General features: G+C 31.4%; 12 protein-coding genes. 11 read left to right on the forward strand and 1 reads right to left on the reverse strand.

Annotated features, from left to right (window positions below):
• Positions 1 to 41: 41 nt before the first annotated feature.
• From CAMP5118_RS05580 to CAMP5118_RS05605, 6 genes are read left to right on the forward strand one after another with little or no spacing between them, the layout of a single operon-like run.
• Positions 42 to 1,463 carry a Fe-S-containing protein gene (locus CAMP5118_RS05580; protein ID WP_337216813.1) on the forward strand — a complete coding sequence of 474 codons (1,422 nt, stop codon included), beginning with the start codon at positions 42 to 44 and terminating at the stop codon, positions 1,461 to 1,463.
• Positions 1,453 to 2,745, forward strand: a complete 1,293-nt coding sequence (locus CAMP5118_RS05585) for an ABC transporter permease (protein ID WP_337216814.1) — start codon at positions 1,453 to 1,455, stop codon at positions 2,743 to 2,745. The genes CAMP5118_RS05580 and CAMP5118_RS05585 overlap by 11 nt, the downstream gene beginning before the upstream one ends.
• Positions 2,735 to 3,850 carry an ABC transporter permease gene (locus CAMP5118_RS05590; RefSeq protein WP_337216815.1) on the forward strand — a complete coding sequence of 372 codons (1,116 nt, stop codon included), beginning with the start codon at positions 2,735 to 2,737 and terminating at the stop codon, positions 3,848 to 3,850. Before CAMP5118_RS05585 ends, CAMP5118_RS05590 begins: the two co-directional genes overlap by 11 nt.
• Entirely contained in the window at positions 3,850 to 4,506 is a 657-nt protein-coding gene (locus CAMP5118_RS05595; protein ID WP_012661870.1) for an ABC transporter ATP-binding protein, read from the forward strand. Before CAMP5118_RS05590 ends, CAMP5118_RS05595 begins: the two co-directional genes overlap by 1 nt.
• On the forward strand, positions 4,496 to 4,987 hold the full coding sequence (locus CAMP5118_RS05600) for a TlpA family protein disulfide reductase (RefSeq protein WP_337216816.1): 492 nt from the start codon (positions 4,496 to 4,498) through the stop codon (positions 4,985 to 4,987). Before CAMP5118_RS05595 ends, CAMP5118_RS05600 begins: the two co-directional genes overlap by 11 nt.
• Positions 4,948 to 5,445 carry a TlpA family protein disulfide reductase gene (locus tag CAMP5118_RS05605; RefSeq protein WP_337216817.1) on the forward strand — a complete coding sequence of 166 codons (498 nt, stop codon included), beginning with the start codon at positions 4,948 to 4,950 and terminating at the stop codon, positions 5,443 to 5,445. The genes CAMP5118_RS05600 and CAMP5118_RS05605 overlap by 40 nt, the downstream gene beginning before the upstream one ends.
• Before the next feature lie 45 nt (positions 5,446 to 5,490).
• On the opposite strand, the gene CAMP5118_RS05610 is transcribed toward CAMP5118_RS05605, so the two are convergent.
• A complete protein-coding gene (locus tag CAMP5118_RS05610) occupies positions 5,491 to 6,582 on the reverse strand; it encodes a CinA family protein (protein ID WP_337216818.1) in 1,092 nt (363 codons plus the stop codon).
• Positions 6,583 to 6,682: 100 nt separating this feature from the next.
• On the opposite strand from CAMP5118_RS05610, the gene ileS reads away from it, so the two are divergent.
• From ileS to CAMP5118_RS05635, 5 genes are all read left to right on the forward strand, one after another.
• Positions 6,683 to 9,448 carry an isoleucine--tRNA ligase gene (gene ileS / locus CAMP5118_RS05615; RefSeq protein ID WP_337216819.1) on the forward strand — a complete coding sequence of 922 codons (2,766 nt, stop codon included), beginning with the start codon at positions 6,683 to 6,685 and terminating at the stop codon, positions 9,446 to 9,448.
• A gap of 99 nt (positions 9,449 to 9,547) precedes the next feature.
• Positions 9,548 to 10,912: an Asp-tRNA(Asn)/Glu-tRNA(Gln) amidotransferase subunit GatA gene (gatA, locus tag CAMP5118_RS05620; RefSeq protein ID WP_337216820.1), complete on the forward strand. Its 1,365-nt coding sequence runs from the start codon at positions 9,548 to 9,550 to the stop codon at positions 10,910 to 10,912.
• 10 nt (positions 10,913 to 10,922) lie between these two features.
• Positions 10,923 to 12,374, forward strand: a complete 1,452-nt coding sequence (gene guaB, locus CAMP5118_RS05625) for an IMP dehydrogenase (RefSeq protein ID WP_263709013.1) — start codon at positions 10,923 to 10,925, stop codon at positions 12,372 to 12,374.
• Positions 12,374 to 12,547, forward strand: coding sequence for an exodeoxyribonuclease VII small subunit (gene xseB / locus CAMP5118_RS05630; RefSeq protein WP_263664220.1), 174 nt, complete (start codon positions 12,374 to 12,376; stop codon positions 12,545 to 12,547). Before guaB ends, xseB begins: the two co-directional genes overlap by 1 nt.
• Complete coding sequence (locus CAMP5118_RS05635; protein WP_337216821.1) at positions 12,540 to 13,328, forward strand: carbon-nitrogen hydrolase family protein; 789 nt, start codon at positions 12,540 to 12,542, stop codon at positions 13,326 to 13,328. Before xseB ends, CAMP5118_RS05635 begins: the two co-directional genes overlap by 8 nt.
• Positions 13,329 to 13,344 lie beyond the last annotated feature (16 nt).

The following is a 13,344-nucleotide window of genomic DNA, read 5'->3' on the forward strand; positions in this document are numbered from 1 at the left end:
AATTATTGATTTTATAAATAAATTCTATCAAAGAAGAGCCCATGTCGATTTATTTTGTACATTTTTTTGGAGTATTTTTTTCTTATGCGCTTTTGAGTGCTTTATTTTTTTATAATCTAAAAAATTCTTTAGTGTTTAAACTTGCTTTTGTGGGTTTTGTTTTTTCTTATTTTGCTTTTTTTATTAGCGCTAAAACACTAAGTTATGGTTTGTTGTATTTTTCTAATGATGTTTTATTTGTTTTATTGTTTTTAAGTGTTATCATTTTTTCTTTTATAAAAAATAATTTTTTAAAAGAAAAAATTCAAGCAATATTGCTTTTTTTATTATCTTTTGCTTTTGGTATAAAATACTTACATATTTCTATAGACTTTCCTATATTAAGCACTAATTTTTTAGATTCTTTAGCGATTAGCTCTTTTGGGCTTATTTTGCTTGCTTTTGTTATGTGTTTTGGGGTTTATCTTTTTACAAGATGGCTAAGGGAATTTAAATTTAAGTTTTTAAATTTATTTTTACTCATTATCGTGATTTTTTATCTAAATGAAGCTTTAGCGCAAATTTTATTACACCTTATGAGAGAAGGCGTGGTAGAAACAGAAAGCTTGTATTTAAGCTATGTGGCAAAAAGTGTGTATTATGCTAAATTTTATACTTATGTATGGTTTTTATTGCTAGGAATTTGTATAGTTTTAGCTTTAAAGCAAAGAGTGAGTGAAAACAGCAAGAAAAAAGATTTTGATATAGAATTTAGAAAAAATCAAGCAAAAAATTCAACTATAACTAGTTTTAGTGCAAGTATTTTTAGTGCTATGATTTTAAGTCTTTGTATTTTTCTTTTTTATGACTTGCATGCTTCAAGACCGGTAACCATAGACGAGCCAACTTATGTAGAGCCAAATGAAAATGATGAATTTGTCTTTGATGTAGCGATTTTAAGAGATAATAACTTACATCGCTTTGCTTATATTAGTGATGAGGGTAAAGTGGTGAGATTTTTTTTAATTAACAAAAGAGAAGATAAAGACTCGCCAGTAGCTGTTTTTGATGCTTGTAGTATATGTGGGGATATGGGGTATGTTAAAAAAGGTGGAGAATTAATTTGTATCTCATGTAATGTTAGAATTTTCTTACCAAGTGTAGGTAAGGCAGGTGGGTGTAATCCTATCCCTATGAAGTATAAATTTGAAAATGGTAAGGTTATTATACCTTTTTCAGAAATTTTAGATGGGGTGAATTTTTTCACTCAAGTAGTAGAAAAGAAAGTTTATGATCCTATTGATAATACTGAGCTTATTAATTTAAAAGCGCCAAGGTCTTATGTTTATAAAGGTAGAACATATTTTTTTGCGAATGAAAAAAACTATGAAGAGTTTAAAAATGATCCTTTAAAATATATCGATATGAATAAGACTTCAAAATATAGAATTCATAATTTACTAGGAAATGACTATGCAAGTTAAGATTGTAAAAAATTCCATTTTTCAAAATAAAATTCAAAAATCCCTAGCTTTGCTGACGATTTTTTTAGCTACTTTGCTTATGGCTACTATGTTAAATCTTACTTTGGGTATAGGTAATGAAATCACAAAAGAATTAAGAAGTTATGGGTCAAACATTTTAGTTTTACCTAAAGGTGCAAGTTTAAGTGTAGAAGTGGGTAATAAAATCTATGAGCCTTTGAAAAATCAAAATTTTTTAGAAGAAAACAAGCTTCATACTATAAAAGAAATTTTTTGGAGAAATAATATCAATGCCTTTGCGCCATTTTTAGATACCCAAGTAAAAATTCAAACTCCAAATGCAAATTATGAAAATATCTCTTTAGTGGGAACTTATTTTGATAAGGCTATAAAGGTTCAAGATGATGATGATTTTTATGCGGGTATTAAAGAATTATACAAATATAGTCAAATCAAAGGAAATTATCCAAAAGATGATAGTTTAGATGAAATAATGCTAGGAAAAGATTTAGCACAAAAATATGATTTAAAAATAGATGATGAAATCATCCTTGTGCAAAATGATCAAATTTTTAAAGTAAAAATTGTTGGTATTATGGATTTAACTCAAGCCTTTTCAAATAAAATCATTGCTTCTTTACTTTTGGCACAAAAACTTTCTAAAAAAGAAGGTTTATTTGCTAAAGCAGAAGTTTCAGCTTTGACTATACCTGAAAATGATTTAGCACAAAAAGCAAGACGCGATGTAGATAGCCTTGATCAGCTTGAGTATGATCAGTGGTATTGCACTGCTTATGTAAGTTCCATTGCTTATCAAATCGCAGAAGATTTTAAGGGTGCTAGCACAAAAGTAGTGAGTGCGATTTCAGATGCAGAAAGTTTAATAGTGTCTAAAATTCAATCTTTAATGGCAGTAGTTAGTATTATATGTTTAATCGTAGCTTCCATAGCCATATCATCTTTAATGAGTGCGGATATTTTTAGAAGAAAAAGCGAAATAGGACTTTTAAAAGCTTTGGGTGCTAGCACTTTGCAAATTTATATGATTTTTGCACTAGAAGGGGTTGTGGTAGCTTTAATTGGAGCAGTTTTTGGTTTTGCTTTTGGCGTGGGAGTTTCAGAAGTTATTGCTCTTAGTATATTTGATCATGCTATTGCTATATCTTGGATTATTTTACCAATTTGCTTATTTTTTGCGGTGCTTATAGTATTTTTAGGATGTTTGTTTTCTATCAAAGGAATTTCTAAACTTTCTACTTCAGAGGTTTTATATGGCAAATAATTTTTTTATACAAGAGGTTTTTAAATCTCTTATTTTTTCTTATAAAAGAGTTTGTATTATCTTTATAGCTGTGTTTATGGGTGCTATGGTTAGTGCTTCATTTTTTAATATTTATTTTGATATTGACACAAAATTATCTAAAGAATTAAAAGCTTATGGAGCTAATTTTATCATCACGCCAAAAGATGATGAGTTTTTAAGTATGGATGAATTTAATCAAGCCAAAGAAAGCTTGAAAGCAAAAGCTTTAACCCCATTTTTATATGGTTTTTATAATCTTGAAAGTTCAAGTGCGGTAGTTGTTGGGGTTGATTTTGCAAATTTAAAGCTTACCAAGCCTTTTATGGAAGTTTTAAAAGGAAGTTTTTCTTTGAGTGATTTTAGTGAAGATAGTGCCTTTGTAGGGGCTGATTTGGCAAAACAACTTGAACTTAAAATAGGACAAGAATTACAAATTTATAATCCAAGCATTTCCAAAATAGTCAAAGTAAAAATCAAAGCTATTTTAAGAAGTAACGATGAGCAAGATGGGGTTTTAATCATCTCTTTAAAAAAAGCGCAAGAGTTAGCAGCTAAAGAAGTGATAAATTATGCTCAAGCTATTTTGCTAGGTGATTATGAAAATTTAGATCAAAAAGCAAAAGAGCTTAGCAAGGGCAATGTAGAAGCCAAAGTCATAGCTTCAGTGTCCATTAGCGAAGGTGTGATTTTAGAAAAGATCAAAGCTTTAATGGCTTTGATTAGCTTAACGATTTTACTCATTAGTTCTTTGAGTGTAAATACCACTCTTAGTGCGGTGATTTTTTCAAGAAAAAAAGAAATAGCCTTGCACCTTGCACTAGGAGCTAAGCATAAAGAAATCATCAAGCTCTTTGGAGCTGAAGTATTTATTTTAAGTTTAAGTGCGAGTTTGCTTGGTGCTTTTTGTGGATATTTTTTGGCAAATATTTTTGGGTATTTGATTTTTAATGCAAGTATAGACTTTAGATTGCTTTCAGTATTTTTTGCGGTGCTTGTTTCTTTGGTATTTGCATTTTTTGCAAGTATTTTACCGCTAAAAAAAGCTTTAAAAATCAATGTTTGTGAAAATTTAAAGGGTGAGTGATGAAAAATATTATAAAAATTTCAAATTTAAATCGTAATTTTAATGAAGTTAAAGCTTTACAAAATATCAATCTAGAAGTAAAACAAGGCGAATGGCTAGCCATTATGGGTCCATCAGGTTCAGGTAAATCAACACTTTTAAATATACTTTCTTTAATGGATACTCAAAGTAGTGGGGAGTATTTTTTAGATGATAAAGAAGTTGGAAATTTAAGTGAAGAAGAAAAAAGCGTAATTAGAAGAGAAAAAATAGGTTTGATTTTTCAACAATTTCATTTAATACCTTATTTAAATGCTTTAGAAAATGTTATGCTAGCGCAGTTTTATCACTCAAGTATAGAGCAAAAAGACGCTATAATGGCGCTAGAAAAAGTAGGGCTTTCACACAGACTTACGCATTTACCAAGCCAACTAAGTGGCGGGGAACAACAAAGACTATGCATAGCAAGAGCTTTAGTAAATGATCCTGAAATTTTATTAGCAGATGAGCCAACTGGAAATTTAGATGAGGCAAATGAAAAAAATATTCTAGAGCTTTTTTGTAAATTAAAACAAGATGGTAAAACCATAGTTTTAATCACTCACAATCCAGACTTAGCAACCTTTGCTGATAGAACTATCATTTTAAGCCATGGAGTGATGAAAAGTGAAAATTAAAAGTATAATTTTAGCTTGTTTATGTTTAGTTTTTTTAAGTGCTTGTTTTGAAAACAACAATAAAAATGGCGGTAAAATAGGCCTAAAAACACCAGAAATCGCAGCAAAAAATTTAGAAGGTGAGAAAATCAAACTAGCTGACTTTGATAATCTTATCGTTTTAACTTTTGTGGAGCAAGGTTGTGCATCTTGTTTAAAAGATTTACCACTTTTGGAAAAACTAGCTAACGAATACCCTAAAAAAATAACTATTTTAGCGCTTGATTCTATAGATAAGGGTAAGGATTTTGAAGAATTTGCTACAAAATATGATTATAAAAATATCACATTTTTACAAGATGATTTAGATATCTCATGGCAAAGATTTAGTGTTTTTGCAGTACCAACTACTTTTGTCATTAAAGATGGAGTTGTGCAAGATAAAATTATAGGAGAAAAACCATGGTCGCAACTAAAAGCTTCTATTGCTTCTTGGCTTTAATAAGCATTTTTTTCTTTAGTGCATGCTCAAATAATGAATTTCAAACCTTAAATTCAAATCAAAATTATACTTTTAAATATGATGGTTTTGAAAAAACCTTAAAAACACAAAATACAAATCAAGCTTACGCTTTATTTTTTTTCACGCAAGATTGTGGTGCATGTAATGCACAAATTCCTATGCTAAACGAGCTTTATAAAGAAAGAAACTTTCCTATTTTAGCGGTGTTAAATGGAGCTAATTCAAAAGAAGAAGCTCAAAAAATTCTTTTAGAAAAAAAGCTAGATTTGCCACTTTTATATGAAGCCAAAGCAAGTTCATTTTTGTCTAAAGCTGTGGGTGGAATTTATGGCGTGCCTGTGATAGTTTTTTATGATGAAAAAGGAAAAATAAATGAAAAATTCATCGGGCTTACCCCAAAAAGTGTTTTAGAAAACAAAATTAAATTTCTGCAATAATGTTTAAATTTTTAAAAATGTACGAATTTTAGTGCACAAGGTTTGTTAAACACCAAAGAAAATTTCAGGTTTTAATCTAAGCATTAAACAATATGCAGCCAAACTAGCTTGTTCTCTTGTGTAATTTCTATTGCCTTGTATGTGAATGCATTCTTGTAAAAAGGTTCCATCTTTATACATAGCTCCTATGTAGATGGTGCCTGCTTTGGTATTTTTATCATTTTCTTCTCCAGCTACCCCACTAAGCGCTAAAGCAAAATCACAATTTGTAGTTTTAAAAACCCCTTTTAGCATAAAATAAATACAACGATCAGAGTATTCTCCAACACTTTCTAAGGTATCATTGCTCACCCCAAGCCAAGAATTTTTCAAACGGTTAGAATAAGTCACCAAAGAACCTTCAAATACACTAGAAATTCCTGAATTTTCAGCAAATTTTGAAGCACAAAGTCCTGCGGTGCAACTTTCTGCAAAGGAAATTTTTAAGTTTTTTTCTAAAAGTTTTTTAGCTATAAATTTAATAGGATCATTCCCTAAAAATACTTTGCCCGTAAAAAGTTTAAAAACTCCCTTTAAAAAGCCTTCTAGTTTTCCATACTGACTAGTGCTTGCTCTAATACAAATGAGATTATCTAACAATGCACTTGAGCTAGTTTGAATTTCAAAAGAAGTAGTAAGTGTGTTAAGTAAGATATTTGCACTCATTTCATCTATATCTAAAAGACAAAAATAGGCATAATCAAGTTCAGGATTTTGTAAAATCATAGGCAATTTTTGCTCTATATTTATGTTTAATAAATTAATATGACATTGCTCAAAAGAGCTTAAAAAGGAATTTTTTTCACGCAAAGCTTTTGAAGGCACTAAAGTATCAGTTTCTAAGATTAAAACATCATCATTTAAGGTTGCTATGATTTTAGCTATGGTTGCATAGTATTCGCTAATGCTAAAAATGGTTATATAATTATATTCTTTAGAAAGTTTTTCAAGTAAAAAAGGAAGTTCTTTGTCAGGTTTGTTTATAAATTTTAGCTCATGAAGTTCTAAAAATTGTTTTTTGTATTCTTCTTGTATATAATGCATATAATTTTCATTGATAATAATTTCACTACCTATAATGATGATAAGATGTTTCATGATTTTCCTTTTTTTCTTGCGATTATAACAAAAAAATAAGTGCAAATTAAAAGTATTTTAAGTAGAATTTACTATTTTTAAATTTTTCAAGGTGGATTATATGGATTATAAAGATACGCTATTGCTTCCAAACACGACTTTTGCAATGCGTGCAAATTTAGCAGAGCTTGAGCCTAAGCGTTTTAGCAAGTGGTTTGAAAACAACTATGCTTATGAAAAAATGAAACAAAAAAGACAAGGGGTAAGTGAGAGTTTTACTCTGCATGATGGACCTCCTTATGCTAATGGACATTTGCATATTGGCCATGCTTTAAATAAAATTTTAAAAGATATCATCATCAAAATGCATTATTTTCAAGGTAAAAAAGTGCGTTTTACTCCGGGTTGGGATTGCCATGGTTTGCCGATAGAACAGCAAGTTGAAGTTAAACTTAAAGATAAAAAGCAAAGTTTAAGTAAAAAAGAAATTCGTGAGTTTTGTAGAGAGCATGCGAGAGAATTTGTAAATATCCAAAGAGATGAATTTAAGTCTTTGGGTGTGATTGCTGATTGGGATGAGCCATACTTGACTATGAAAAATGCTTTTGAAGCTGACATTTACAAAGCTTTATGTAAAATCGCTAAAAAAGGACTTTTGTTGGAAAGAAGCAAGCCTGTTTTTTGGAGCTGGGCTGCTAAGAGTGCGCTAGCAGAAGCTGAAGTAGAGTATGAAGATAAAGAAGATTATTCTATTTTTGTAGCTTTTGAGCTTGATAAGACTTCTCTTGAAAAGCTAGGTGTAAAAAAAGCTAAAGCAGTCATTTGGACTACCACACCTTGGACTTTACCGGCAAATCAAGCTATATCTTTAAATCCAAATGAAAAATACGTTATCACTGAAGAAGGTTATATTTTTGCTAAAGCCTTGCTTGAAAATATGATCAATAAAAATTTCACTCAAGGAAAAATTCAAAAAGAACTTTTGGGTTCTGAATTTGAAAATTTAAGTGCTATTAATCCACTCAATCAAAGAAAATCCACTCTTATTTTAGGCGATCATGTTTTAATGGAAGGCGGGACAGGGCTTGTACATACTGCACCAGGACATGGTGAGGATGATTATTATGTGTGCTTAAAATATGGCATTGAAGTGATTATGCCAGTAGATGATGGTGGGTGTTATGATGAAACACTAAGAGCTAAAGGGCTTTTGCCAGAGCATTTATTAAATGAGTTTATAGGACTTCATATTTTTAAAGCAAATGAGCGTATTTTAGAATTGCTTGGCGGAGCTTTGCTTGAAAGTTCTAAATTTATACATTCTTATCCATTTTGTTGGAGAACACATAAACCGGTTATTTATAGAGCTACAAAACAATGGTTTATCTTAATGGATGAGAAAAAATTAGATGGAAAATCTTTAAGAGAGCTAGCGCTAGAGCAGTTAAATAATGTGAAATTTTACCCAGAAAGTGGGGTAAAAAGACTTAGTTCCATGATAGAAAATCGCCCTGATTGGTGTATATCAAGACAAAGAGATTGGGGTGTGCCTATCGCATTTTTTAGAGATAAAAGCACCAAAGAAGTGATTTTTGATGATGATGTTTTAGATCATTTGGTGGGAATTTTTGAAGCAAATGGAGCTGATGCGTGGTGGGATTTAGAAATAAAAGATTTATTACCGCCAAATAGCAAATATGATCCAAATAATTTAGAAAAAGTTTATGATATTTTAGATGTTTGGTTTGATAGTGGTAGCACTTGGGAAGCAGTATTAAACTCGGCTAGATACGACGCAGGAGAATATCAAGCTTCAATGTATCTTGAAGGAAGCGACCAGCACCGTGGATGGTTTCAAAGCTCACTTTTAATTTCCACTGCGATTAATCACAAAACCCCATATAAAAACATACTTACTCATGGCTTTACCGTTGATGAGAAAGGTCAAAAAATGAGTAAATCAAAAGGCAATGTGATCTTACCTCAAAATGTAGCTAAAAATTACGGGGTAGAAATTTTAAGACTTTGGATAATGCTTAGTGATTATTCAACGGACTTAAAAATTTCAGAGAATATCTTAAAACAAGTAAGTGAGCAATATAGAAAGATAAGAAATACTATAAGATTTTTACTTGCAAATACTAATGATATGGAATTTTTAGAAACAAAAAATTTCACACTTTTAGATAAGTGGATTTTAATGCGTGCAAAAGTTGCTTTTGAAGCATGTGAAGCTGCTTTTGAAAAATATGAATTTGCAAAAGGCTTTAGTGTGCTTTTAAATTTCTTAAGTGCGGATTTAAGTGGAATTTATTTAGATGTGTGCAAAGATAGATTATATTGCAATGCAAAAGATGACACAAAGAGAGTAAGTGCGCAAAGTGCCATGGTGCTAATAGCTAGAAAACTTTTTGCGCTTTTAGCTCCAAGTCTAACTTATACCATAGATGAAGCTTTAGAGCATGCAAATGTGGCTATTAAAGAAAATGCTAAAGATGTGTTTGATTTGGTGTTAAAAAATGGCTTTGATTATGAGTATAAAATCGAAGATGATTTATTTATAAAATCAAGAGAAAAATTCTTTGAGCTTGTTGATGTATTAAAAAAAGACAAAATCATCAAATCAACTCTAGAGTTAAGCTTGCAAACAAGCGCAAATGAGTTTTTGAGTGAAGATATTGAAGAAGTAGCTGATTGGTTTATGGTAAGCTTGGTAGAAAGCTTAGATGAAAAAGAAGCTTTGAATGAGTTTAAAATAGATGATCATAGTTTTAAAATCGTACGTTCTTCGTTACACAAGTGTCCAAGATGTTGGAAGTTTTTAGCAAAAGAAGAAGAATGTTTATGTCCAAGATGTAATAGCGTGGAAAAAGCAAAAAATGTTTGAGCAAGCTTTACCTTTTAGCGTGGTAGTGATTACTTTATTAGGCTTTTTATTTATCACGCTTTTTTTGTTTTATTTGGTTAAAAAATTTAAGGATAAATAATGGTAACTTTAAAAGAAGCTTTGAAATTTTCAAATGAAGAATTAGAAAATCTAAAAAAAGAATTAAATGAAAAAGCACGCCAGCAAAAGCATTTAGGTGCTTATATAGAGCAGTTTTTAAATAAAGATTTAAGCACTTCAGGTGCTGGTGTGCCAGTAGCTATAAAAGATAATATTAGCGTAAAGGATTGGGAATTAACTTGTAGTTCTAAAATTTTACAAGGCTATGTAGCTCCTTATGATGCGAGTGCTATTGTGAATTTACGTAAAAATAATTTTGCTCCATTTGGAAGATGCAATATGGATGAGTTTGCTATGGGAAGTACGAGTGCGACTTCTTTTTATGGTAAGACTTTAAACCCACTTGATAATACCAAAGTCCCAGGTGGAAGTAGTGGAGGGAGTGCTGCTGCAGTTGCTGCGGGGATAGCTTTGGCAAGTTTGGGCTCAGATACGGGTGGTTCGGTAAGACAACCTGCTGCTTTTTGTGGTTGTATTGGGTTTAAACCAAGTTATGGAAGAGTTAGTAGATATGGTTTAGCAGCGTATTCTTCAAGTCTTGATCAAATCGGAGTTTTAACGCAAAATGTTGAAGATACTGCGATTTTGTATGATGCTATTGCAGGTTATGATGAAAAAGATAGCACAAGCGCAAACATAGCTTTTGAACCAACTGCGCCAAAACTAAATGCAAATAAAAAGCTAAAAATAGCTGTGATTAAAAACTATATAGAACAAACTAATGATGATGTAAAACAAGCCTTATTAAAAACCATAGATATGTTAAAAGCAAGTGGCCATGAGATTGTATATAAAGACTTAATGGATTCTACATTTGATGTTGCAGCTTATTATATCATAGCAGCAGCTGAAGCAAGTGCAAATTTGAGTCGTTATGATGGTGTAAGATATGGTAGAAGAAGCGAAAAATGTGATAATCTTAGCCAAATGTATGTAAATAGCAGAAGTGAGGGCTTTGGCGAGGAAGTAAAAAGAAGAATTTTACTAGGAACCTTTGTTTTAAGTAGTGGGTATTATGATGCATACTATATCAAAGCACAAAAGGCTAGAAGATTTATCAAGCAAAAATATGAAGAAATTTTAAATGATTGTGATTTGATTTTTATGCCAGTTGCTCCAAGCGTTGCTTTTGGCTTTAATGATGTTAAAACCCCTATTCAAATGTATTTAGAAGATGTATTTACTATTTCAGTGAATTTAGCAGGACTTGGTGGCATTAGCGTGCCAGTAGGAAAAAATGAAAATGGACTTAATATCTCTGCGCAGCTTATCTGTAAAGCTTACGATGAACAAACTTTGCTAGATGGCGCTTTAAGCTTAGAAGAAATTATTAAAAATAAATAAAGGAAAAATTATGAAAATCATCAAACGCGCTTTGACTTTTGAAGATGTTTTACTAGTTCCTCAATATTCTGAGGTTTTGCCTAAAGAAGTAGATATCAAAACAAAACTTACAAAAAATATTACCTTAAATATGCCTTTAATTTCAGCTGCTATGGATACGGTTACTGAGCATAGAGCAGCTATTATGATGGCAAGACTTGGTGGTATAGGGGTGATCCATAAAAATATGGATATAGCTTCACAAGTTAGAGAGATAAAAAGAGTTAAAAAAAGCGAAAGTGGCGTGATTATGGATCCTATTTACATAGGGGCTAAAGCAAGCGTTAAAGAAGCACTAGAACTCATGGCTGAATATAGAATTTCAGGAGTTCCTGTGGTAGATGAAAATAAAACCCTAATAGGAATTTTAACTAATCGTGATTTGAGATTTGAAACTAATTTTGATAATTTAGTAGAAAATGTAATGACAAAAATGCCTTTAATCACTGCTAAAAAAGGCTCTACTTTAGATGATGCAGAAAGGATTTTCTCTACTAATAAAGTAGAAAAACTTCCTATTGTAGATGAAAATAACCACTTAGAAGGCTTAATCACCATAAAAGATTTAAAAAAGCGTAAAGAATATCCAAATTCAAATAAAGATGCCTATGGAAGATTAAGAGTGGCTGCAGCTGTGGGTGTGGGTCAGCTTGATCGTGTAAAGGCTTTAGTAGAAGCTGAAGTTGATGTTATAGTAATGGATAGCGCGCATGGGCATTCTAAAGGTATTATTGATACATTAAAAGCAATTAAGGCTGAGTTTAATGTAGATGTGATAGTAGGAAATGTTGCAAGTGCAAAAGCGGTTAAAGATCTATGTGAAGCAGGTGCAGACGCTATTAAGATAGGTATAGGGCCTGGTAGTATTTGTACTACACGTATTGTTTCTGGTGTGGGTGTGCCTCAAATTTCAGCTATAGATGAATGTGCGATAGAAGCAAGTAAATACGGCGTGCCAGTAATTGCTGATGGGGGTATAAAATACTCAGGTGATATTGCAAAAGCTATTGCAGCAGGTGCAAGTAGTGTGATGATAGGTTCACTTTTAGCAGGAACTGATGAGAGTCCAGGTGAGTTATTTACTTACCAAGGAAGACAATATAAGAGCTATCGTGGTATGGGAAGCTTAGGTGCTATGCAAAAAGGAAGTTCAGATAGATATTTCCAAGAAGGTACGGCTCAAGATAAACTTGTGCCTGAAGGAATTGAAGGTAGGGTGCCTTATGTAGGAAGTATAAAAAGTGTAGTTCATCAACTTTTAGGTGGACTTAGATCTTCTATGGGTTATGTGGGTGCAGTAGATATCAAAGCTTTCCAAGAAAGAGCTGAATTTGTAGAAATCACCGCAGCAGGATTAAAAGAAAGCCATGTGCATGATGTAACTATCACAGCTGAAGCACCAAATTACAAGGTAAGTAATTAATGGAATTTGAAGATTATATCAAACAAGCTGAGCTTTCTTTGGAAAAACTTAATGATAAAGATTTAGACCTTAAAACTTGCGTAGAAATTTATAAAGAAGGTTTAAAAAGTATCAAGCAAGCAAGAACTATGCTTGAAAACGCTAAATTAGAAATCGAGCAAGTAGATGAGTAGTGTTGTAGCTTTGCAATTTCCGACTTTGGCTTTGAGCGAATCAAGGCTTGATTATTATCTAAAAGCTGCTAAGGAAAGTGGTGCGAATTTGGTGGTTTTAGGTGAGTATGTTTTAAATAGCTTTTTTAGTGAGCTTAAGAGCATGCCAAAAAGTATGATCAAAGAACAAAGTCAAAGTAAAAAAGCAAGCTTGATAAAACTTTCTAAAAAGTATGAATTAAATATCATTGCACCGTTTATAAGTGTAGAAAATGATGGCTTAAAAAAACTATGCTTAAAAGTAAGCCCACAAAATGTAAAAGCGTATGAGCAACAAATTTTAATGCCTTATGCACACTGGAATGAAGAAAAATTTTTTAATAATAAAAAAACTGATAAACTTAAACTTTTTACTTTTACACATGAGGGCTTAAAATGTGCTTTACTTTTTGGCTTTGAAGCACATTTTGATATCTTTTGGCAAATGATAATGAAAAAAAAGATAGACTTAGTCATCATTCCTACAGCTAGTACTTTTGAAAGCAATCAAAGATGGCTAGAACTTTTAAAAACAAGAGCTTTTTTAAACTCAACAAGTATTTTAAGGGTTAATCGCATAGGTAATTTAAAGCAAGAAAATGAGTGGAAATTTTATGGAGATAGCTTTTTTATCAATGCTTTTGGGGAAGTGCAAGAACAACTTGGTGATCAAGAAGAAATGCTTGTGATAGAAGTTAGCAAAGCAAATGAAGCTAGAAATTTATGGGGTTTTGATAAGCTTATAAAAAATTATGAGGAATAATCTTTTTTAACAAGAA

This window comes from Campylobacter sp. LMG 7929, from assembly GCF_024723595.1.
In the GTDB taxonomy this organism is placed as follows: domain Bacteria; phylum Campylobacterota; class Campylobacteria; order Campylobacterales; family Campylobacteraceae; genus Campylobacter_D.